Origin of the sequence: Streptomyces sp. NPDC005648 (genome assembly GCF_040605395.1) — a bacterium.
Lineage (GTDB): Bacteria > Actinomycetota > Actinomycetes > Streptomycetales > Streptomycetaceae > Streptomyces.
Window position 1 is genome coordinate 250552 of the sequence record NZ_JBEXCS010000001.1, and the last position, 21864, is coordinate 272415.

The following is a 21864-nucleotide window of genomic DNA, read 5'->3' on the forward strand; positions in this document are numbered from 1 at the left end:
TCCCCAGTCTGCCGTCGCGCATTTGGCACCGAGCGGCCGGGGTATCGGCCTCGCTACGCCCCGACTCGCGCTTCTCCGGCGTCGACCGGCGGTTCCAGATGTGCCCAGGGGCGGGCCTCTTCGAGTTGCGCGGCCAGTGACAGCAGCAGTGCCTCGCCACCGAGCGGGCCGACGAACTGGACGCCGAGGGGCAGGCCCTCGGGGGTGCGGTAGGTGGGCACGCTGATCGCGGGGCGGCCGGTGATGTTCGCGAGCTGGGTGAAGGGCACGGGTTCAAGGTTGGCGATCACGGCCTCCTTCCACTGGCCGGTACGGCTCAGTCGTCCGGCCAGTCCGAGGGAGAGGGCCACTCGGCCGAGCGCGCGCAGCAGGGGCGGGGTGTCCAGCTCCCCGATGCGGACCGGCGGGCGGGCCAGCGTGGGGGTGAGCAGCAGGTCGTAGTCCTGGTGGAAGGCGGCGAGTTGGCGGCCGTAGGTGTTCCAGCGGTGGTGCGCGGTGAGGTAGTGGTGCGCGCGCTGGGCGCGGCCCGCGGCGGCGATCAGATGGGTGTCGAGTTCGAAGCCGGAGCGCCCGGCTCCGGTCGCGGCGCGGACCTCGTCGATGGTGGCCGCGAGCGACGCGGACCACATGGCCAGGAAGTCGAAGGCGAGCTGTCGCTCGTCGATACCGGTGCGGGCGGGTTCGAGCGTGTGCCCGAGCTCTTCGAGGAGCCCGGCGGTCTCTTCGACGGCGGCCACGGCATGCGGCGATACGGCGGTCCCCAGAGGGGAGTCGGTGGCGAAGCCGATCCGCAGCGGCCGCGGCGCCCGCCGGGCGGACTCCGCGTAACCGGCTTCCGGCCCGGCCGGGGCGAGGTACGGCCCCCCGGGGTCGGGCGCGGCGGTGAGTACGTCGAGCAGCGCCGCCGTGTCCCGCACGGTGCGGGAGAGCACGCCGTCGACCGCCGCGCCGTGGAGGTGTTCGGCGGCGCGCGGGCCGGCGGGGACGACGCCTCGGCCCGGCTTGAGGCCGAGCAGCCCGCAGCAGGCCGCCGGAATACGGATGGAGCCGCCGCCGTCGTTGGCGCCCGCGGCAGGCACGATGCCGGCGGCGACCGCGGCCGCCGAGCCCCCGGAGGAGCCGCCCGGAGTGCGGGAGAGGTCCCAGGGGTTACGCGTGGGACCGCCGGCCTCGGGCTCGGTGATCCCCTTGGCGCCGAACTCCGGGGTGTTGGTCTTGCCGAAGATCACGAGTCCGGCGTCCAGCCAACGGCGCACCACCTCGGCGTGCTCGTCGGCGGGCAGGGAGCGAAGGGCCCGGTTTCCGCTGCCGGTCGGCAGCCCGGCGTAGTCCTGCAGCAGGTCCTTGATGAGGAAGGGCACTCCGGCGAACGGCCCCGAGGGCGTCCGCGTGGCCTGCTCGCGCGCCTCCTCGTGCATCGGGGTGACGATCGCGTTCAGGGCGGGGTTCACGGCCTCGGCCCGCGCGATGGCGCTGTCCAGCAGTTCGGCCGCCGTCACCTGCCCCGTCGCGACGAGGCCGGCCAGCCCGACGGCGTCGTGGGCCCGGTACTCCGCGTAGTCCATGCCCCTGCCCCCACCCCTCGTAAAACTAGACTCAATAGTTTTAAGGCTCGGGACACTACACTGGCAACCCCGGCCCGCCAAGGGCGAGCAGGTCACGTGACGCCGGCGACGTCACAGAGGAGGACGCAGGATGGGCAGGCCGCCGCGTCGGCTGCTGGACCGCGAAACCATCGTCCGAGCAGGTCTCGACCTGGTGGACGAGCACGGAACCGAGGCCCTCACGGTCAACCGGGTCGCCGCCGCGCTCGGCGTCAAAGGCCCTTCCCTCTACGCCTACATCACCGGGCGCGACGACCTCGTCGAGGGCATCCGCGACCGGATCGTGGCGGAGATGCGGCTGGACCTCACCATCGACTCCTGGACAGCCACGCTCGAAGCCTGGGCCCATGCCTACCGTGACGCCTTCGCCGCCCACCCCCGCGCCCTCCCCCTGCTCGCCGTCCGGACCGTCCGGTCACCGACGGCGCTGGAGGCCTACGCCGCCGCCTTCGACCGACTGCGTGCCGCCGGATGGCCGGAGGACCGACTGCTGCCCCTGGTGTGGGCCGTCGAGTACTTCGTCATCGGCTCGGTCCTGGCCCCCGGGCCACCGTCGGCCCCCTCCGCCGCGACCGCGGACGGCCCCGATCCGCCCTCCGGCCTGGAACCGCTGCTCGACGCGGGCCCCGAACACCGCGAACTGGCCTTCACGTCCGGCCTGTCCGCCCTGATCCACGGCTTCTCAACCGAACTGACCGAACTGACCGAAGCAACCGAACTGACCGAAGCGACCGAAGCGACCGACTGACCGAACCGATTCGAACAGCGCGTTCGCCCCGGCAGGCACGAGCCACAGGCCCCGCCCCGCCCCGCCGACCTCACACCGAGAACTCACGTACCACCGTGTTGCGGAACACCGCGCCGCCGCCGATCGTGAACAGAGCGAGCCGGGTGTCCAGCAGATACGGGAACACCTGGCTGGTGTGCACATGGCGCCCGTCGTCGACGAACATCTCCACGGACGTACGGTCCACCAGGATGCGCAGCTTCACCGTGCCGGCGGACGGGTCGAACGGGGTGTGGCTCTCCTGCCACTTGCCGGACGTGTCGGCGTTCACCGTGTTGCGGCGGTTCAGGAAGGCGTAGTTCGCGTAGATCCCGGCGTCGATGTGCCGGCCGCCGTCCGGGGAGCGTCTCAACTGGATCCCGGCACCGGTGAGTTGGGACCAGGTGACCTCGGTCGTCACCTCGTAGGAGATGCCGGTGTAGTCGAGCAGCTTGGTGCCGTCCACGGCCACGTCGCCCAGGTTCACCGTGCGGGAGACATACGAGTCCAGCCCGGCGACGGGCTGGGAGGCGAGGTACCAGGTGCCGTCGGACGCCTTCTCGAGGGTGACCTCGCGGACGACGGAGTCGGTGCCGTTGAAGCCGTCGCAGTCGATGGTCGGGGTGGTGTTGGCGTAGTCCCAGTCGTTCACCCAGCCGATCGCGTACCGGGCGGTCGCGTCCACCGCGCCGCTCGCGTCCCGCTTCTCGAAGGTGACGGCGGCGTACCAGTCCCAGCCGTGGTCGAGCCACTGCGGGTCGCTCGCGTCGGCGGTGAACACGCTGCCGTCGAAGGAACCCGTCCAGTAGGCGTACGTGTTGGGCAGCCCCGAGCCCTTGCCGTTGGCGCTCGCGCCGAGCACCCACTTGACGGTGCCGTCGCCGGCGGTGATGCGGAACAGGTCGGGGCACTCCAGGACGCCGATGCCGTCGTGGACGAAACCGCCCACGTACGTCCAGGACTTGAGGTCGCCGGAGTGGTAGAAGCCGATCTTGTCGTTCTCGGCGAGGGCCATCACCCAGCGGCCCCGGTCCTCGTCGCGGATCACCTTGGGGTCCCGGAAGTCGGCGACACCCGGGTTGGGCAGGACGGGGTCGGTCCCGTGAGGGGTGAAGGTCCGGCCGCCGTCGGTCGAGTAGTACAGGAACTGTTCCTGCCGGTCGGTGCCGCCGCCGGGGGACATGGTGACGATGACGACGACCGCGCCGGCGCCGAATCCTGCGGTGTTGCCGGTGTCGACCACCGCCGAACCGGACCAGAGATCGCCGTTGGGCGTGGTGTCCTTGGGTACCGCGACCCCGCGGTCGGTGAAGGAGACCAGGTCCCTGGTGGTGGCCAGGCGCCACGCGGTACCGGCGACGCCGGTGAAGTAGTCGGCGTTGTAGAGGTAGTAGTAGTGGTACTCGCCGTCGACCCAGACGGGTCGCTGCGGGTCGTTCTTCCACTGGTCGGGGACCGTGAAGTGGTACGCGGCGCGGTAACTCGCCCCGCTCACCGCGGCCTTGGCCTTCGGTGCGGCCGTGGCCGTTCCCGCGGGCAGCAGTACGCCGGCTCCACCGGCGGCCGACCCCGCGAACAACGCCCTCCGGGAGATCCCCGAGGTTCCGGGCATGACGCATCGCCCCTTCCATGACTCATGACACACCACGCGCATGGCGTGAAACAGCGGCTCGTGTGAACGAGGACTGTAGACCTAACTCGTTAAAGGTCAAGCGTTCCCGACCCTTGACAGGCCTGTTGCGCGGTTCCCATCATCTGGGCATCAACCCTGCTCTAACACGAGTTAGGCCCGTCGGATGACTGACTCGCACCTCCCCCGCCGCACGCTGCTGCGGTACGGCGCCTACGGGGCGGGAGCGGCCGCCCTGGCCGCGACCGCCGCGAGCTGGGACCGGCTCACGGGAGCCGACATACCCGGCCGCGACGACGGCTCCCTCGTCGTCGCCACCCTCGGTTCCGCCTTCGACCCGGCCACCGTCGACGCCCTCACCCAGGGCTTCCACCGCCTCCACCCCGACATCCCGCTGCGGGTGAACGCGGTGCAGGCCGTCGACTGGTCCGATTTCTTCGCGAAGATCCTCACCCAGATCGCCGCGGGCAGCGCGCCCGACCTCGTGTACGTGGCCACCGAGGGCGTCCAGTTGTTCGCCCGGCGGCTCGGCGTGCCGTTGGACCGCTGGGTGCGGCGGGACGCGGCTCAGCTGCGTGAGTACTTCGCCGACGTCCACCCCTCACTGGTGGAGTCGATGATGTACGAGGGGCACCTCTACCAACTGCCGATGGAGTTCAACGCCGCCGACATGTACCTCAACAAGCAGGTACTCGAGCGCGCCGGCGCGGGCTTCCCGGCGGCCGACTGGAGCCGCGACGACTTCACCACGCTGCTGCGGGAGATGAAACGGGCGAGCGGCACTCACTTCACGCCCTATTTCTGGACCAACCGGCTGTGGGGCGGCGTGGTGCCCTGGCTCTTCGCGAACGGCACCAACCTGCTGAAGGAGTCCAAGGCGCCCGGCGGCTCCTGGCTGTGGGACGCCTTCTACCCGGCCGCCGACCGTCAGGGGCGCGGCGGGGGCTTCCGCTGGACGACCCCGCAGGCCACCGACGCCCGGGTCGAGGAGTCGTACGGCTATCTCGCCTCCCTCGTCCAGGAGAACCTGTGCACCCGGCCCGAGGGCGGCAACGGCAGCAATCTGGTCGGTGTGTTCTCGACCGGCCGCGTCGGTGTCACACCGGCGGGCGGTTTCTGGGCGGGCGGGCTGCAGCAGGCGGGCATGAAGGCGGCCGGCTACGACGTGCAGTACTTCCCGCGCTGGCGTACCCAGCGCCACCAGTTCGGCGCGGCCGGCTACGCGCTGCTGCGCACCTCCAGGAAGCAGGAGGCCGCCTGGGAGTTCATCAAGTACGCCGCCCGCAGGGACACGATGACCCGGCTGTTCCGGAGCAACCAGACCACCCCGGCCCGGCGTTCGATGCTGACCGCCGCCCGCTACGCCGAGAGCGGCCCGGCGCACTGGCAGGTCTTCTACGACACCCTCGACCGGTTTCCCGACACCGGCCCGATCCCGGCGCCGCCGCAGGTCGCCGAGGTGACCGACGTCCTGCTCAAGTACACCGGCACCGCGCTGGCCTCGCCGCGCGCGGTGGGCCCCGCGCTGCGCCGGATGCAGGGCGACCTGGAGCGGGCCATGGAGCGTGAGGTATGACGAACACCCAGGTCCCTGCGGTACGTCCACGGCCCGCCACGCCCCCCGCCGTCGCCGTGCGGCCCTCCGTCCGCGAGCGCGGTACCCGGTTGCTGGCCGCGCTGTTCCTGGCCCCCACGGTCGTCGGCATCGTCGTCTTCACGGTCGTACCGATCATCGGGTCGGTCGTGCTGAGCCTGTTCCACTGGGACGTGATCGACCCGCCGCGCTTCGCCGGCGGCGCCAACTACCGCACGGCGTTCACGGATTCGACCGTTCTGGTCTCCTTCCGCAACACGCTCCTCTTCATGGTCCTCGCGGTCGCGCTGCAACTGCTGATCGCGCTGGCGCTGGCCCTCGCGCTGAACGGACGGATGCCCGGATGGCTGCGGTCGGTGTTCCGTTCGGCGTTCTTCTTCCCGCTGGTGCTGTCCGCCGCGTCGATCTCGGTGGTGATGAAGTACCTGTTCAACCAGGACTTCGGGGTGGTCAACCGGCTGATCGGCCTGGTCGGCGTCGCGCCCGTGCCCTGGCTGACCTCGGAGCACGCGGCCATGGCCACGGTGATCCTGGTCTACGTCTGGCAGCAGTTCGGCTTCTCGTTCCTGCTGTTCGTCGGCGGTCTGAACAACATCCCCAAGGAGATCCACGAGGCCGCCGCCCTCGACGGCGCGAGCGGTCTGCGCAAACACCTCGCCGTCACACTGCCGCTGCTGTCCCCGACGCTGCTCGTAGCGTCGGTGGTCGGCATCATCAACGCCCTTCAGGTCTTCGAGCAGCCGTACGTCCTCACCGACGGCGGGCCGGGCGACGCCACCCGCACCGTGGTGATGGTGATCTACGAACGGGCCTTCGAGCAGCTCGACTTCGGCGAGGCGTCCGCGGTGGGCGTGCTGCTCTTCGCCCTGATCATGGCGGTCACCGCCGTCCAGTTCCGGCTCAGCCGGCGTTTCGTCCACTACCAGTGAGCCGGTGAGCCGCATGAGCCAGACAACCATGACCCTCAGCCGCGTACGCCACTCGCTCGCCCCCTGGACCCGCGTCTCCGGGCTGACCGTGTGCGCCCTGCTGACGCTGGGCCCGGTCATCTGGACCGTCTCCACCTCCCTGCGCACCCCCGCCCAGTCCTTCGACCTGCCCCCGCAGATCATCCCGACGCACCCGACGACCGCGGCCTACCGGGGGGTCTTCCAGCAGATCGACGTATGGCTGCTCGCCCTGAACTCCACGCTGGTGACGGCACTGATCGCGGCGGGCCAGATGGTCACGGCGGGCCTGGCCGGATACGCCTTCGCCCGCCTGGAGTTCCGCCTGAAGAAGCCGCTGTTCGGCCTGGTCCTGGCGACCATGATGGTGCCGTTGCAGGTCACCATCGTGCCCGTGTTCCTGGTGCTGAAGTCGATGGGCCTCACCGACACGCTCCTCGGCCTGATCGTCCCGGCCTTCCCGACCGCCTTCGGCACCTTCCTGATGCGCCAGTACTTCCTCGGCATGCCGAAGGACCTGGGCGAGGCGGCCATGCTGGACGGCGCGGGGCCCTGGCGGATCTTCCGCTCGGTGTACGCGCCGCTGGCCGCGCCCGGCCTGGCGATCGTCGGCGTACTCGCGTTCAACTACCACTGGAACGAGTTCTTCCGTCCCCTGATCCTGGAGACCTCGGGCCGGAACTACACCCTTCCGCTGGGCCTGGTCTCCCTGCAGGGCAACCTCGGCACCGGGTCGATCTCCGTGGTCCTGGCCGGAGTCGTGCTGTCGATGCTTCCCGCCCTCGCCGTGTTCGTCGTCGGCCAGCGCCCGCTGCGCGAGGGCATCACCTCGGCGGGAGTCAACCGGTGAGTCACGACCTCCACGCACCCCGGTTCCGGGTCCGTCCGCCCGCGGGCTGGATCAACGACCCCAACGGCCCGTTCCGTTGGCGCGATCGCCACCACCTCTTCTTCCAGTACAACCCGAACGCCCCGGTCCACAGCGACATCCACTGGGGCCACGCATCCAGCCGCGACCTGGTCCACTGGGACCATCACCCGATCGCCCTGACCCCCACACCCGGCGGCCCGGACGAAGCCGGGTGCTGGTCGGGCTGCGTGGTCGACGACGCCGGCACACCGACCGCCGTTTACACGGGAGTCGACCGGAACCACACCGGTCTCGGCACCATCTGCCTGGCGCGGGCCGCCGACCCGCACGACGACCTGCTGATCGACTGGAAGCCGCTGCCGACACCCGTGGTGACGGGCCCGCCACCGGGCCTGGACGTGGTGATGTTCCGGGACCCGTTCATCTTCCGTCACACGCACCGCCGTTGGGCCCTGGTCGGCGCCGGACACGCCGACGGCACACCGTCGGTCCTTCTCTACGACTGCGAGGACCTGACCGACTGGCGGTTCGCCGGAGTACTGCTGGACGGCCGGGACCCGGTGGCCGCGGGCGTGTTCGGCGACCGGGGCGCGGTGGGCTGGGAGTGCCCGCAGCTGTACGGGACTTCGGGCGGCGACCACGTACTCCTCCTCTCCCTGTGGGACGGAGATCCCTACTCGACCGGTTATCTGACGGGTCGTCTGGAAGGGGACGGCGAGGGCGGGTTGAGGTTCCTGACACGGTTCGGCGGTCGGCTCGACCTGGGGCGGGACTTCTACGCCCCCGCCGTGCTCCAGGAGCCGCATCGGGCACTGATGTGGGGCTGGTCGTGGGAGTCCCGTCCGCAGGAGGAGGTGGACCGGGCCGGATGGGCGGGGGTGCTCACCGCACCCCGTGTCATGGACGTCCACCCCGACGGCTCACTGCGGGTGAGTCCGGCTCCGGAGCTCGAAGTCCCGCGCGCGGTCGAGCCGTTCACGGACGGGCCGGGCAGGGTTCCGCTTCCGCGGTCGTACGACCTGACGGTCGTCGCGCGCGAGCCGACCACGGTGAGTCTGCTTCGGGACGCCTCGGGGCGGGAGTTGACGGTCCGGGCGGACCCCGCCGAGGGAACGGTCGTCCTCGATCGAACCGGCTGGCCCCGGACCGGCGGGGAGGGCTCCGCACCGATCGCCGTGCGGGTGCCGAAGGGACCCGACCTCACGCTGCGGCTGCTCGTCGACGGCTCCCTCCTCGAACTCTTCGTCGGGGAAAGGGCGATGGTCACCGAGCGCGTCTACCGGCGCCCCGGCGACATCTCCGAGCTGACGGTCGACGGGCCGGGTGCCCGGGTCACCGGACGGGCGCCGGACCCACGGAAGCCCGGCTGACGACCGGGCAGGCCAGGCGCCGGACGGTCGCGGGGGGCGTACGGCCGGTGTCGATGGCGTCCAGGAGCAGCCGGGCGGCCGTCTCGCCCATCGACCGGTGCGGCAACGCCACCGAGGTGAGGGGCGGGGTGAGGAACGCGGCCATGTGCTCCTGGTCGTCGTAACCGACCACCGACAGATCGGCGGGGACGTCGATCCCGAGCCGGGTCGCGGCGTGCAGGACGCCCGCCGCGACCCGGTCGTTGTAGCACAGGACTCCGGTGGGGCGGCGGCCCGGTGCGACCCCGTCGAGCAGGCGCAGCGCCCCCGCGTACCCCGCCGAGATCTCCCCGCCGCCGCGCACGATCCACCGCTCGGGCACGCTCACGCCCTCGGCGCGCAGCGCGTCCCGGAAACCGCGGGTGCGTTCCGCCGAGGCGATGTCGTCGAGGCCGCCGATCACGGCGAGCCTGCGGTGACCCGCGTCGAGCAGCAACCGGGCCGCCGTACGGCCACCGGCCCGTTCCGCCGGGACGACAGCGGCCAGGGAGCCGTCCTCGGGCAGACAGTTGGCGAGCACGGAGTGGATACGGTGCAGTCCCTCCGGAACCCGGACCCGGCGCAACGACATCGCCGCGTAGATGATGCCGTCCACACGCCGGTCGAGGAGTTCCGCGACGGCCGCGTCCTCCTTGGCAAGATCACCGCCGGAGTCGACCGTGAGGACGAGATGGTCGCTGCCCCACGCCGTCTCCATGGCACCCCGCAGCAGCCGGCCGGCGAACGGCGACGACGCGATCTCATCGGTGACCAGCCCGATCACGGCCGTACGGCGACGGCGCAGACCACGGGCCACGGGGTCGGGGCGGTAGCCCAGCTGAGCGGCGGCCTGTCGGATGCGTTCCTGGGTCGCGGGCGACAGGTTGCCCTCGGCCCGGCCGTTGAACACGAAGGACACCGCGGTGTGCGACACCCCGGCCAGCCGCGCGACGTCCCGGGACGTGGGACGCCCGGTACCCGCGCTCCTGCTGTCCTCGGCACCACCCACGCCGTCCGCCGCCCTCGCCCAGCCCGCCTGTCGATCACCGTCCACCCTATCGGCGGGGAACGCCGTGCGACCAACACCCGAGAAGGACGATTCCGCAGGTCTGGACGAGGTCCCCCGTGACGACCTCGACCCTCTCCTCGCCGCATGAAGGCGCCCCGCTGTCCCCCGGCCGACGGCCCTCGTCGGGAGGAGTACGACGCGGGAACTGCACGGGATCGGATGGCGCCCGCCCGCGCCGCCGCTACGCCCTGGTGGCCCGGTGTACGAACGCGGGCGGTAGGTTCGGCCATACCGTCCGCGAGCGTTCCAGGCGGTGGAAGCGGCGGGCCAGTTCGGCGGTGAAGTGGCGGGCGGGCGGGGTCCAGGCCGCGTGCAGATAGGCGAAGGTGGTGAACCGGCCGCCGGGTGCGAGGACTTCGGCCACGGCGTCCAGGATGTACCCGCGCCGGTCCTGCGGCATGACCGTCCACGGGAGCCCGGAGACCACCGCGTCGACCGGTTCGCCGACCGCCGCGGCCAGTTCGGCCGCCGAACCCCGCACCACGGTCAGCCGTGGGTCGCGCCGGGTGGCCGAGAGCCGGGCCGCGAGCACCGGGTTGAGCTCGACCGCGACGAGCCGGGCGCCGGGGGCGAGCCGGGCGAGGATCGCGTCGGTGAACACCCCGGTCCCGGGGCCGAGTTCGGCGACCGTCCGGGCCTGCTCCAGGCCGATGCCCTCCGTCATCGCGTACGCCAGCCGTCGTGAACTGGCCGCCACGGCACCGGTCATGAGGGGCCGTCTGAGGAACTCGGTGGTGATCGACATGGCGGCCATGCTGGAAGCGCCCCGGGTGGCCGCACGTCGTATCCCCGGCCGGTGTCCGTACGACTCCGGGTGGACCTGGTGACACCCGCCAGGACGATGCCGGGGAGCGGGCCGCGGCCGTAGCGTGAGGCGGTGCATCGGCTGATCGAGACCCTGCCCCGGCTGCGGCGCGGACATCCGTGGCTGACGGACGTCGTGCTGGTCGTGCTGGTGGCCGTGCCCCCGGTGATCCACCCGCAGCCGGGCTGGCGACCGGTCTGGGTGCAGGCGGTCGTGTACGCCGCCCTGGTGCTGCCCCTGCTGTGGCGCCGCCGCCGGCCGGTGCTCGTCGCGGCCCTGGTGACGGCCGCGTTCTGGGCGCAGTACCTCGGACAGGTGTGGGGCGAGGAACCGGGGCGCGGCGCCGTCGCCCTGGCGGCGGTCCTGGCCACCCTCACGGTCCGCGGCCTGCGCCGGGCCGCCGCGGCGACGGTGGTCTGCACCGCCGGCTGTGTACTTCTGTGGATCCCCGCCTGGCAGCGGGACTACGGCGGCCCGGGCGCCCGCGGCGCCTGGCTCACCCCGCTCGCCGTGGGGCTCCTGCTGGCCGGGGCCTGGGTGTACGGCGAGTACGTCCGTGCCCGGCGCGCCTACGTCGCCGAGTTCGAGCGGCGGGTGGCGCTCGCCGAGTCGGAGCGTCTCGTCCTGGCCCGGTTCGCCGTCGCCGAGGAGCGGGCCCGCATCGCCCGCGAGATCCACGACGTCCTCGCGCACAGCGTGAGCGTGATGGTGCTGAACGCCGAGGGCGGCAGGCTGATGCGGCACACCGATCCCACGGTCGTCGACCGCACCCTCGGCGTCATCAGCGCGACCGGCCGTGACGCCCTGGACGAACTGCGCCGGCTGCTGGAGGTGTTGCGCACCCCCGACGCGGACTCCGCATCCGGCGCCGCCGGCCCCGGAGCCGGTGACGGTGGGGCCGGCGCATCCCTCTCGGCCGATCTGCGGCGGCTGGTCGGGCGCCTCAACACGAACGGCACGCGCGCCCGGCTGGACCTGCGCGGAGAGCCGGGCGGCCTTCCGGCGGACCTCACCGTGCAGACGTACCGCATCGTTCAGGAGGCGCTCACCAACGTCGTCAAGCACGCGCCGTCGGACGCCACGATCCGCGTGGGGGTCGACACGGGTGCCGAGGGGCCCGGGCGGCTGGTCCGCGTCCAGGTGGAGAACTCGGCCGGGGCCGGAGCCGTCCCGCACCACCCCGCCCGACCGCTCGCCGGCGGTCACGGGCTCACCGGAATGCGCGAACGCACCGCCCTGTACGGCGGGAGCGTCGACGCCGGCCCCACACCCGAGGGGGGCTACCGGGTCACCGCCTCCCTGCGGCCCACCGAGCCCGAGCCCAGCAGGGTGGCCCCATGACCGGCCCGACCCCGCCCCCGGCTCCCTCCCCGCCCCCGGCCCCGTCGCGGGTGCTGATCTGCGACGACCAGGAACTGATCCGGATGGGGCTGCGTATGGTCGTCGACAGCCAGCCCGACCTCACCGTGGTGGGCGAGGCCGCCGACGGGGACGCGGCGATCGCGGGTGTGGCCGCCCTGGAGCCGGACCTCGTCCTGATGGACGTACGCATGCCCGGCCTGGACGGGCTCGCCGCGACCGAACACCTCTGCGCGCAGCCCCACGGGCCCAGGATCCTCGTCGTCACCACCTTCGACCTCGACGAGTACGCCTACGCCGCCCTGCGCGCCGGCGCGAACGGCTTCCTCGTCAAGGACGCCCCCGCCGAGGAGATCCTGGTGACCGTCCGGGCGGTGCTGCGGGGCGAGGTCATGGTGGCGCCCTCACTCACCCGGCGCCTGGTCGAACGCTTCGTCCTGCAGTCCCCCGCGGCCGTGCCCGCCCAGCGCGGCCGCCTGGCCGCGCTCACCGAGCGGGAACGGGAAGTCCTCGCCCTGGTCGCCCGGGGCCTGGCCAACGGCGAGATCGCCGAGCGCCTCTTCGTCGGGGAGACCACCGTCAAGACCCACCTCGGCCGCATCCTGGCCAAACTCGGCCTCCGCGACCGTGTCCACGCGGTGATCTTCGCCTACGAGAGCGGGCTGATACGGGCCGGGGACTGAATATCTCCGAAGATCCGAATCACCCGGCGGGCGAGTTCATTTCGGACAGCACCCAATTTCCCCGACATCCCTTTCGGGCCGTCGTTTCCGAAGTGCGTCACGCCTCCCGGAGGACTCCGGTATTTCGAACCAACACCCCCTGACGTGCGACGACACCCTGTGACGATGTCAAAGTCACGCTCAAGAATCGCAAGCGGGGATACCCCGGCGGGAACCTTCGTGATCAGATGAATGCAACGAACCGCGTGCCTGACGAGTTTCAGCCAGAAAGCGTCGGGCGCCACGGCACGGAAGGGGGAACCGCCGGCCATCTCATGGCCCGGCGGTGATGAGACATGTCTGATGAGCCCGAAATACAGCGAGCGGACGACCTCGCACGCCAGCTCTACGAGACTCTGCGAGCCGGCGGGCCGCTGCCCGAGGAACAGCCGCATTCCCGCCCGCCCGTCTCGAAGGAGCGGCTCTCCACCGCTCTGGACGACCTGCGCGCCCTGCGCCTGGTGAAGCCCGCCGCCCAGAACCACAAGATCACCGCTGTGCCCGCGGGAGCCGCCCTCAAGGAACTCCTGCGCGAGCAGCGCGAGCGGCTCAGCACCGCGCTGGACGACATGCTCCAGCACTCCGACACGGTCGAGCGGCTGCTGAGCGACTATCCGCTGCAGTACGACGGGGAGCTGACGGGGCTTCCCATGACGGTGCTCACCGGCCGTGAGGAGATCGAGCAGTTCCTCCTCGGCCTCACCGAGACGGCGTCCGCCACGCTGGAGTCGATGCACCCCGGCCCGCTGCCGTCGGCCGAGAAACTGTCCGCCTCGCTGGCCAAGGACCGGCGGCTGCTCAGCCGTGGTGTCACGGTCCGGTCCCTGTACCCGACGAGTTTTCCCTCGGCCACCCGGCTGCGCCGCTACTTCCAGGACGCGGCCGAGGCGGGCAGCTGCATACGGCTCAGCAGCCACGTCCCGGTGGACCTGCTGATCGTCGACCGGCAGTCCGTGGTGCTGCCGCTGGACGTGGCCAACCCCGGCAGGGGTGTCTGCGTCCTGCGCGGCGGTCCGGTGGTGCGGTCCTTCGTGTCCTTCTTCGAGTGCTTCTGGATGCTGGCCGCGCCGCCGCCCGACGGGACGTCCCGGCAGCCGGCGCAGCCGCTGAACAGCCAGCAGGCGGCCCTGCTGAAACTGCTCGCCGGCGGTATGAAGGACGAGCGCATCGCTCGTGTGCTCGGTGTCTCGCCGAGGACACTGAGCCGGCTGATCTCCGAACTCATGATCACCACGGGGGCGGACAGCAGGTTCCAGGCCGGCGTCAAGGCCGCTCAGTGCGGCTGGCTCTAGCGGGCCTGGGCGGCGGCGGAGACCCGGACGTGCGAGTGTCCGCCATGGCAGGGACTCGCCTCTTCCTTCCGTGGACTGCCGCGCCTTCCCGAATGAGAATTCTCGCCGAGTGTTCGCGCGGCCCGGCGTCGAACCTCGTTCCCGTTTCCCGGATGTCAAGGACACCTATGCCTCTCCGCGTCGTCAGCAGGCTCCTCTCCCTCACCGCCGCCGTCGCCCTCACCGGTCTCGTGTTCCACGCGCAGGTCCCGGCCGCCGCACACGCGGCCACGGGACGTACGGTGGCCACGGCCGAGGGCGGTCTGATCTGGTGGCCGGATTCGGCCGAGCAGCCGCAGCGACTGGGCTGAGGCCGCCATGAGCCTGCGCGCCGACCTGGCGCCCCTGCGGATCCCGGCGTTCCGGACGTACTGGACCGGGCAGATGGTCTCCTCGCTCGGCGACGGGATGGTCCCGGTCGTGACGGCGTTCACCGTCCTGGGCACCGGGACCGGCGCGGGCGGCCTGGGACTGGTCCTGGCCACCGGTATGGCGTGCCGGGTGCTGGCGGCGCTGCTGGGCGGCGTCACCGCGGACCGCACCTCGCGGCGGGGGCAGATGGCCCTCGCCGACACGGTGCGGTGCGCGGTGCAGGCGAGTCTCGGCCTGCTCGTCGCCACCGGCCACGACTCGGCGGCGCTCCTGGCCGTCGGCAACGGTGTCTACGGCATCGCGGCCGGCTTCTACGGGCCCGCCTCGCAGGGACTCGTCCCGGCACTCGTCGACAAGGCGTCGCTGCAGAAGGCGGCCGGCCTGCAGTCGCTGACCCGCAGCACCGCCATGATCGCCGGGCCCGCCGTGGCCGGTCTGCTCATCCCCTGGGCAGGCAAGGAAGTGGTCTACTTCATCGACGCCGCGTCCTTCGCGGTGAACATCGTGATGCTGCTGCGCCTGCCCGTGCTCACCGTCGCGGCCCGGACCGGCCGCACCTTCGCCGCCGACCTGCGCCGCGGCTGGCACGAGGTCGTGGGCCGGCGCTGGCTGATCCTGAATCTTCTCGCCCACGCGGCCTGGAACTTCGCCATGGCGGCCTTCTTCGTCCTCGGCCCCGTCCTGGCCGAGCGCCACCTCGGGGGCTCCGCGGCGTGGGGACTGGTGGCCGCCGGCATGTCCGTGGGGTCCTTCGCCGCCGGGGCGCTCGCGATCCGCTGGCATCCCCGGCGTCCCCTCGTCGCGGGCAACCTGGCGCTCACCCTCGCCGCCCTTCCGCTCCTGGCCCTGTGGAGCGGTGTGCCGGCACCCGTCGTCGCCCTCGCGGCCGCCGCCTCCAACGGCGGGGTCGTCCTCCTCAACTCCGTCTGGTCCGCGACCCTGCAACGCGTCATCCCGGACGAGGTGCTCTCCCGTGTCTCCTCCTACGACACACTCCTGAGCCTCGTCTCCATGCCGCTGGGCTACGCGCTGGTGGGCCCCGTCGCCCGGCGGGTCGGCGACGGCCACACCCTGCTGATCGCCGCCGCCTTCGCCGTGGTGCCGTGCTCGCTGGTGTGTCTGGCCCCGACGGTACGGCGGCTTACCCGTCCCGAGCCCGCGCCGGAGGCGTCCGACACCGCCGCCGACCTGCCCGCCTCGGCCTGATCACACGGGCCCGGCAGGGCAGTGCCGTAGCGCGAAGTCGATCTGTGTGGTGATCCGGTCGAGCAGATCGGCGAGCCTGCGCTCCTCGTGTCCTCCGTCGTAGCGGTGGTGCTCCAGGTGTCCGCCCGCGTCGCGCAGGTCACCGGCGTAGGCCTCGATCTGCGCGGGAGGGCAACGGGGGTCCCGCGTCCCGGAGATCAGCAGGACGGGGGCCCGTACCGAAGGGGCGTACGTACGAGCGGAGGCGCGCAGGTAGCGGTCCGGGACCTCCTGCGGTGATCCGCCGAACAGCGTCCGGTCCAGGGCGCGCAGGCGGTCGGTCTCCTCCTCGTAGGCGAGGGCGAAGTCCGCGACGGGCGCCACGGCGAAACCGGCCGCCCAGTGGTCGGGCTGGACTCCCAGGGCCAGCAGGGCGAGATAGCCGCCCCAGGAGCTCCCGCCGATCAGGGTCCGCTTCTCGTCCAGCAGCCCCAGCCCGGCGAGTCGGGCGCGGACGGCGGCGATGTCGGCCAGCTCCGTGTGGCCGACGTCCCCGCGTGCGGCGTCCCGCCAGGCGCGGCCGTATCCGGTGGAGCCGCGGTAGTTGACCCGGGCGACGCGGTAGCCGTGGGCGACCCAGGCCGACACATAGGGGTCGTACGCGTCGCGCTCGTGCGCGGCCGGCCCCCCGTGCAGGAGGAAGAGGGTGGGCACGGGCGCCGAGCCGGGGGCGGGGGAGGAAAGCAGGGTGTGCACCGGGCCGCCGGGTCCTTCGGTCCAGAGGTCCTCGACGGCGGCGCCCGGCGGGCGGCCGGTACCGCCGTAGAGGCGCCCGCGGTGCGTGGAGAGGACCCGCGGGGGCTGCTGTGCCGAGGACCACAGGTACTCGACGTCTCCGTCCGGGCGGGCGGTGGCGTCGCGGATCTCCCCCGGATCGTGGGGGACGCGTTCGAGGGTTCCCGTGTCGAAGCGGAGGGTGTGGAGCGTGTCCCGGCCGTGCCAGGAGTGGCACAGCAGGGCTCCGGAGCCGTCGGCGAGCCATTCGGCGCGCAGATCGCCGGACAGGCCGTGGCGCACCTCGCTCGGCGCACCGGTCCGGGGGTTCCACAGCAGGAGCCGGTGGGCGCCGTCCTCCTCCGACAGGACCAGCAGCCGGCCGTCGCCCGGGTCGGGGGCGAAACCCAGCGGGCGGGGCACGGCGTCACCGCGGGCGGGCAGCTCGGCCAGGACCTCGCCGGTGGCCGTGTCGAGGACCCTCAGGTCGGGGCGGAGCGGGCCGAGCGGTCCTACGTCCGTGACGGCCAGCAGCGTTCCGTCGGCGGACAGTTGCTCCACCTGCCGGTCGCCCTCGAAGTCGGCGGCGGTCTCCCGCTCGTGGCCCGGCCGCCGGCTGTGGAACGCCACGGAGGTGGTGCCCCCGTGGTGGATGCCGAGTGCGAACTCGTGTGTGCCGAGGGCGAGTCCGGCTGGCCGGCCGTGCGGTCCCACGGGCGTGCGGCCACCGCCGGAGAAGGGCTCGCGCCGCCACTGGCCCCGGCCGGTGCGTTCGGGGTCGGCGAACCACCACACCCACCGGCCCGCCGGGTCGATGGCGTACCGTCCGGTTCCGCCGGGCTGGTCGGTGACCTGCCTGCGGCTTCCCGTGCGCTGGTCCCAGGCCTCGACCTCGGGTTTGCCGTCGACGGTGGTCAGCAGAACACAGCGGTGCGGGGCGTGCCTGGCGTAACGGGGCAGGTGGAGCCGGCCGCCGGCGAACCGCTCGCGCCAGTCCCCGGACGCCGGGGCGGACTGTGTCATCGGGCCACCTCGGCCGGCCTCGCGGAGGCGGCGGGCCGCCAGCCGTCGGCCGCCCACGCGGAGACCCGTTCCAGCGCCGCGTCCAGTTCGGCGGGGCCGACGGCGAAGCTGAGCCGTACATGGCGCGTGTCGTGCGGGGCGAACTCCGTGCCCGGGGCGGTGAGGACGCGCAGCCGGACGGCGGCGGCACGGCTCCAGGCCTCGGCGTCCAGGCCCGAGGCGGAGACGTCCGCCCAGGCGAAGCAGCCCGCCTCCGGGGTGGCGACGGACAGGCCGCTCGCCCGCAGGCCCGCCACCAGCCGGTCGCGCCCGCTCATCAGGGCAGCGCGATGCCCGGCCGGGTAGTCCCGGGCACCTCGGGCGACCGCCAGGGCGCAGACCTGCGAGAGGGTGGGCGTGGACATGCTCCAGGCGTAGTGGCGGCGGGCCACGCGGGTGGCGAGGTCCGGTCCCGGGGCGTGGACGTAGCCGACGCGCATGCCCGTCATCGCGTAGCCCTTGGAGAAGCTGAACACGGACACGAAACGTGCCGCCAGGTCGCCGGCGCGCGCGGCCGGGGACACATGCCGGGTGCCGAAGCACAGGTCCTCGTAGACCTCGTCGCTGACGACGGTGAGGGCGGGGTGTTCGCGCAGCACGGCGTACAGGCGCGGGTACCAGGCGGGGTCGGCCGTCCGGCCGGTGGGGTTGGAGGGGAAGTTCCACAGCACGGCGGTGGCGCCGGCGGCCGACCGGGCGAGGGCGTCCCAGTCGGGCTGGGCGGCGGTGTCGTCGCCGGCCGGTACGCCGTACCCGGTGACGGTCAGCCCCAGCGACCGGCACACCGCCCGGTAGGCCGGGTAGCCCGGCTCCGGGACCAGGACGCGGTCCCCGGGCCGGCACAGTTCGGCGAGCGCGGCGGCGATGCCCTGGCTCGCCCCGTTCGTGACCACGACCTCCCGGGCGGTGGCGTCCAGGCCGTTGACCGCCGTGAGCTTCTCGGCGAGCGTCCGGCGCAGGGCGGGGAGACCACCCGGCGGGGCGTAGCCCAGGGAGGGGCGGTCGGCCATCTGACGCAGTGTGGCCGACACCACGGACGGCATCGGGTGAGCGGGATCGCCCAGTCCGAGGTCGATGGTCGGCGGCGGGCTCGTCGTCATGGGTGAACTTCCCTTTCCCCGAAGTGGCCGATAGAACGGCCTGATGAACGAATCGGCGGAGGATCTGACCGCACTTCAGGAACTCATCGACGACAGCGCGCGCCGCGCCTCGCCGTCCCTGCGTGCCTCGTTCGGGCTGCCCGCCCAGTCACTCTCGGCCGCGCAGCTGGTCCGGCGGTGCGACGGGGTGTTCCAGGTGATCCTGGCCACGGTCACGGCCTCCGGCGCGCCGCGCTGCGCCCCGGTGGGAGCCCTGTTCGTCGCCGGCCGGCTGTATGTGCCCACCGGCGCCGGATCGCACCGGGCCAGGAACGTCGCGGAGCGTCCGGCGCTGAGCATGAGCCTGTCCGACGAGGCCGGCTTCGCGCTGATCGTGCATGGCAGGGGGCGGATCATGGACGGCTCCGACTCCGGTTTCGCGGCGGTGGAGGACGCGCAGTACCGGGCGCGCGGCACGCGGGTGTCCGACTGGGGGCAGGGGGTGTTCATCGCCGTCGAGGCCGAGTCGCTGTTCACGTACGCCCGCGATCCGGCGGCCTACCCGGAAGCGGCGCCGGTGTCGCGGTAGCCGCGACCGGGGCGGGCGGAGTCCGTGCGGCTTGTCGGGGGGCGGGGTCCCACAGGCCGGGACGCGCGTCGGCGGCGCGCAGCAGCACCCACAGCGGGCCGCAGACGCCGTCGGCGAGGGTGTGGTTGGCGTACGCCCCGGAGTCGTCGGGGACGGTGATCCGGCCGTATCGGACGTTGGTCCGTGCCGCGAGGGCGGTGATCAGGTGATCCGCGCCGCGGCCGCCGGCGTCCAGCAGGAACTCCGTCCACCCGCTCAGGCCCCGGGCGAGTCCGGTGGGGGCCGTGCTGTCGCGACCCTCGATGGCGTCCTCGATCCGTCGCAGCGCCTCTCCCACGGGCAGGCCGTGGCGGGCCGCGGCGGCCAGGAGCCGCCCCTCGCCGGTCAGGCCGTCGTGATGGCCCAGGGGCGCGTCGGGTGCCTCGGCCGCGCTCATCACCTGTGCGGCCCGCCCGTCCACCGCCTCACGGGCGGCATGGAGGGCGGGAGCGTGGTCCAGGCCGTGGCCGAGGGCCAGCAGGAACCAGACGATTCCGGCGGGTCCGGCGAGGAGACCGCCCGCCGGAGCGCTGTTCGCCCGCGGGCCGCCCCCTGCCGCTCCCCCGCCCGCCGGGCCGTCCGCCGCCCGGGTGACGAGCAGGGCGTCGGCGCAGGTCAGGGCCGAGGCACGGAGATCGGTGCGGCCGGTGGCGAGGTGCAGGCGCAGCAGGAGGGTGCCCAGGCCCGCGATGCCGTGGCCCAGGCTCAGCCGCGTCCCCGCCGCGCCGGACCGGGCGAGCGGGGCGACCGTATCGGCCAGTTCGACCGCCCGTGTCATGAGCCGCTCGCGCAGTGCCTGGTCCCGCAGCACCTCGGAGGCGTCCCACAGGGCCCACAGACGGCCTGCTTCTCCGGTCGCCAGGCCCAGGCGGGGACCCGAGGTCAGGGACTCGGGCCAGGGCTGCCGCTGGACGTGGTCGGTGGTCCGCCGGACCGCGTCGTGCAGCCGGGTCGGGTCGGCCCCGGTGAGCGAGGAGGGTGCCGCCAGGGCGCGGGTCAGCACCAGCAGCGGCCCGCAGACACCGAAGTCCACGCCGAGCGCGTCCCGTCGGCCGCGCCAGGGCGTGTCGAGACGGAACGCCCCGGGCCCGTGGACCCGGACGTGGTCCACCAGTTCGCCGATCCCGTCGGCGAGCACCGCCCGGGGATCGGGGCCGGTGGCTTGGACAGGAGTGGCGAAGGCGCCGGAGCGGGCGGGGAGCGCCGGCGGTCCCGGCCGGGCCGACGCCATCCGGACCAGCCGGGACAGGGCCGCCGCCGCGGTGGGCCGGTGGGCGGGGTCGTCCCGCAACAAGGCTTCCACCAAGGGCGCCACGGCCACGGCGAATCCCTGCCGGTCCCGCAGGGCCGCCAGTTGACCGGCCAGCCGCTCGCCCGCGCTCCACATGCCGTTCAGGTGCAGCGGGTCGCGTCCGGCGCCCAGCAGGAACAACAGACCGCCCAGCGCGTGGCAGTCGGCCGCCGGGCCCGGGGCCCGGTCGACGAGGGAGGCGTAGTGCTGCTCCGGGGCCGCGTAGCCGGGGGTGTTGTCGCGCAGCACCGGGTCGCCGGGCCGGGCCGCGAGCTCCAGATCTATGAGGGTGCAGCGGGCGTCCGGACCGACCATGACATTGCCCGGGGAGAGGTCGCACAGGGTCCAGCCGGCGGCGTGCACGGTGGCGACCGCGTGCGCCAGCGACACGGCGACCCGCCACACCGTGTCGCCGACGGTCCGGCCGGGGCGCCAGCGCGCGGTGACGAGCCGGCGCAGGGTGCCGCCGTCGGCCTGTTCCTCGACGAGGTACGCGGCCTTCCCGGTCTCCACGAAGTCGACCAGGCCGGGCACGACTCCGGTGCTCGCCAACTCCCGCAGCGCTTGCGCCTCGTGCCGCAGCACGTCGCGTGCCTCACTGCCGTCGGGGGTGACTCCGACGTGCGCCCGCGCGTGCTTGATCACCACCGGCCGGCCCGTGGTGAGGTCCTGGCCGGTGAAGACACCGCCGCGGGCGGAGCGTCGCAGCACCGACCGGACGCGGTACCGGCCCGCGACCAGGACGGCGCCGCCGGCGCCCCGGGTGCGGGTGGCGTCGGGTCTGGGCAGCGCGGGAGCCCAGGAGGGCGGGGCGAACCGGTCGCGGACATCGCGTTCGGCGGTTCCGTCCGGACCGATCAGGACGGGCACGAGCCTGCCGTCGTCGGTGAGCCGGTCCTCGCCGGTGAAGCCTCCGTAGCGGTAGTGGACGGGTGAGTCCGGCCGCCAGACGGAGTCGGAGACGACGGGCGGCCCCTGCAGCCCCGCGGTGGCCTCGGCGAGCAGGTCGCCCACGGTGACACAGGCGTCGGCGTCCGGTGGATAGACCGTCAGGAACTTGCCCATACCGCCGGCTTCGTACCGGCTGGACAGCAACTGCAGCAGTACGGCCATGTCCTCGGCGCACTTGAAGGCCACCCGGTGCTCGCGCAGGACGGGCACACAGGCGGCGAGGACCCGCGCCGCGCTCCCGGGGACGGCCGACACATGCAGTTTCCAGCCCTGGACGGGCAGGGTGGCGCCGATCGGGCGGGCGTGCAGCCAGAAGCCGTCCGCGTGGGTCTCCCATGCGTCGTCGAGCAGGGGTACGACCACGGGGGCGTACGGGGTGTCGCCGTCCGCCGTCAGCGCCTCCCGCCATTCGCGGACTCGGTCACCGGACACTGGT

The 21864-nt window shown here is 72.9% G+C and carries 18 protein-coding genes; 11 read left to right on the plus strand and 7 right to left on the minus strand.

Going from position 1 to position 21864, the window contains the following annotated elements:
* Nucleotides 1-53: 53 nt before the first annotated feature.
* Nucleotides 54-1565, minus strand: coding sequence for an amidase family protein (locus tag ABZT17_RS01180; protein ID WP_356342146.1), 1512 nt, complete (start codon nucleotides 1563-1565; stop codon nucleotides 54-56).
* Between the two features lie 130 nt (nucleotides 1566-1695).
* Here ABZT17_RS01180 and ABZT17_RS01185 point away from each other — a divergent pair, with 130 nt between their 5' ends.
* Nucleotides 1696-2352 (plus strand): TetR/AcrR family transcriptional regulator C-terminal domain-containing protein, encoded by a 657-nt coding sequence (locus tag ABZT17_RS01185; protein ID WP_356342148.1) that lies wholly within the window; start codon nucleotides 1696-1698, stop codon nucleotides 2350-2352.
* Nucleotides 2353-2422: 70 nt separating this feature from the next.
* Here ABZT17_RS01185 and ABZT17_RS01190 read toward each other — a convergent pair whose 3' ends face one another.
* Entirely contained in the window at nucleotides 2423-3982 is a 1560-nt protein-coding gene (locus tag ABZT17_RS01190; RefSeq protein ID WP_356342150.1) for a GH32 C-terminal domain-containing protein, read from the minus strand.
* Between the two features lie 184 nt (nucleotides 3983-4166).
* Between ABZT17_RS01190 and ABZT17_RS01195 the strand changes: the two genes are divergently transcribed.
* Genes ABZT17_RS01195 through ABZT17_RS01210 form a run of 4 tightly spaced genes read left to right on the plus strand, consistent with a single transcriptional unit; the run spans nucleotide 4167 to nucleotide 8782 of the window.
* Nucleotides 4167-5576, plus strand: a complete 1410-nt coding sequence (locus ABZT17_RS01195) for an extracellular solute-binding protein (RefSeq protein ID WP_356342152.1) — start codon at nucleotides 4167-4169, stop codon at nucleotides 5574-5576.
* Nucleotides 5573-6523: a sugar ABC transporter permease gene (locus tag ABZT17_RS01200; RefSeq protein ID WP_356342154.1), complete on the plus strand. Its 951-nt coding sequence runs from the start codon at nucleotides 5573-5575 to the stop codon at nucleotides 6521-6523. The genes ABZT17_RS01195 and ABZT17_RS01200 overlap by 4 nt, the downstream gene beginning before the upstream one ends.
* 13 nt (nucleotides 6524-6536) lie before the next feature.
* On the plus strand, nucleotides 6537-7391 hold the full coding sequence (locus ABZT17_RS01205) for a carbohydrate ABC transporter permease (protein ID WP_356342156.1): 855 nt from the start codon (nucleotides 6537-6539) through the stop codon (nucleotides 7389-7391).
* Nucleotides 7388-8782: a glycoside hydrolase family 32 protein gene (locus ABZT17_RS01210; RefSeq protein ID WP_356342158.1), complete on the plus strand. Its 1395-nt coding sequence runs from the start codon at nucleotides 7388-7390 to the stop codon at nucleotides 8780-8782. The genes ABZT17_RS01205 and ABZT17_RS01210 overlap by 4 nt, the downstream gene beginning before the upstream one ends.
* Here ABZT17_RS01210 and ABZT17_RS01215 read toward each other — a convergent pair.
* Nucleotides 8745-9809 (minus strand): LacI family DNA-binding transcriptional regulator, encoded by a 1065-nt coding sequence (locus tag ABZT17_RS01215; RefSeq protein ID WP_356342245.1) that lies wholly within the window; start codon nucleotides 9807-9809, stop codon nucleotides 8745-8747. The two genes, ABZT17_RS01210 and ABZT17_RS01215, sit on opposite strands and share 38 nt — an antisense overlap.
* A 241-nt stretch (nucleotides 9810-10050) precedes the next feature.
* On the minus strand, nucleotides 10051-10614 hold the full coding sequence (locus ABZT17_RS01220; protein ID WP_356342160.1) for a methyltransferase domain-containing protein: 564 nt from the start codon (nucleotides 10612-10614) through the stop codon (nucleotides 10051-10053).
* Between the two features lie 132 nt (nucleotides 10615-10746).
* On the opposite strand from ABZT17_RS01220, the gene ABZT17_RS01225 reads away from it, so the two are divergent.
* The 5 genes from ABZT17_RS01225 to ABZT17_RS01245 all read left to right on the plus strand — a co-directional run bounded on the left by ABZT17_RS01225 (nucleotide 10747) and on the right by ABZT17_RS01245 (nucleotide 15664).
* The gene (locus tag ABZT17_RS01225) at nucleotides 10747-12015 is read left to right on the plus strand and encodes a histidine kinase (protein ID WP_356342162.1); all 1269 of its coding nucleotides are present in this window, start codon (nucleotides 10747-10749) and stop codon (nucleotides 12013-12015) included.
* Nucleotides 12012-12716 (plus strand): response regulator transcription factor, encoded by a 705-nt coding sequence (locus tag ABZT17_RS01230; protein ID WP_356342164.1) that lies wholly within the window; start codon nucleotides 12012-12014, stop codon nucleotides 12714-12716. Before ABZT17_RS01225 ends, ABZT17_RS01230 begins: the two co-directional genes overlap by 4 nt.
* Before the next feature lie 335 nt (nucleotides 12717-13051).
* Nucleotides 13052-14047, plus strand: coding sequence for a hypothetical protein (locus tag ABZT17_RS01235; protein WP_356342166.1), 996 nt, complete (start codon nucleotides 13052-13054; stop codon nucleotides 14045-14047).
* A gap of 167 nt (nucleotides 14048-14214) precedes the next feature.
* On the plus strand, nucleotides 14215-14397 hold the full coding sequence (locus ABZT17_RS01240; protein ID WP_356342168.1) for a hypothetical protein: 183 nt from the start codon (nucleotides 14215-14217) through the stop codon (nucleotides 14395-14397).
* A gap of 7 nt (nucleotides 14398-14404) precedes the next feature.
* Nucleotides 14405-15664, plus strand: a complete 1260-nt coding sequence (locus tag ABZT17_RS01245) for an MFS transporter (RefSeq protein ID WP_356342170.1) — start codon at nucleotides 14405-14407, stop codon at nucleotides 15662-15664.
* On the opposite strand, the gene ABZT17_RS01250 is transcribed toward ABZT17_RS01245, so the two are convergent.
* Both ABZT17_RS01250 and ABZT17_RS01255 read right to left on the minus strand, forming a co-directional pair.
* Nucleotides 15665-17440 (minus strand): alpha/beta fold hydrolase, encoded by a 1776-nt coding sequence (locus ABZT17_RS01250; RefSeq protein ID WP_356342173.1) that lies wholly within the window; start codon nucleotides 17438-17440, stop codon nucleotides 15665-15667.
* Nucleotides 17437-18579 (minus strand): pyridoxal phosphate-dependent aminotransferase, encoded by a 1143-nt coding sequence (locus tag ABZT17_RS01255; RefSeq protein WP_356342175.1) that lies wholly within the window; start codon nucleotides 18577-18579, stop codon nucleotides 17437-17439. Before ABZT17_RS01255 ends, ABZT17_RS01250 begins: the two co-directional genes overlap by 4 nt.
* A 43-nt stretch (nucleotides 18580-18622) precedes the next feature.
* Here ABZT17_RS01255 and ABZT17_RS01260 point away from each other — a divergent pair, with 43 nt between their 5' ends.
* Nucleotides 18623-19147, plus strand: a complete 525-nt coding sequence (locus ABZT17_RS01260) for a pyridoxamine 5'-phosphate oxidase family protein (RefSeq protein WP_356342177.1) — start codon at nucleotides 18623-18625, stop codon at nucleotides 19145-19147.
* Here ABZT17_RS01260 and ABZT17_RS01265 read toward each other — a convergent pair.
* Nucleotides 19092-21860: a hypothetical protein gene (locus ABZT17_RS01265; protein WP_356342179.1), complete on the minus strand. Its 2769-nt coding sequence runs from the start codon at nucleotides 21858-21860 to the stop codon at nucleotides 19092-19094. The two genes, ABZT17_RS01260 and ABZT17_RS01265, sit on opposite strands and share 56 nt — an antisense overlap.
* Between the last annotated feature and the right edge of the window lie 4 nt (nucleotides 21861-21864).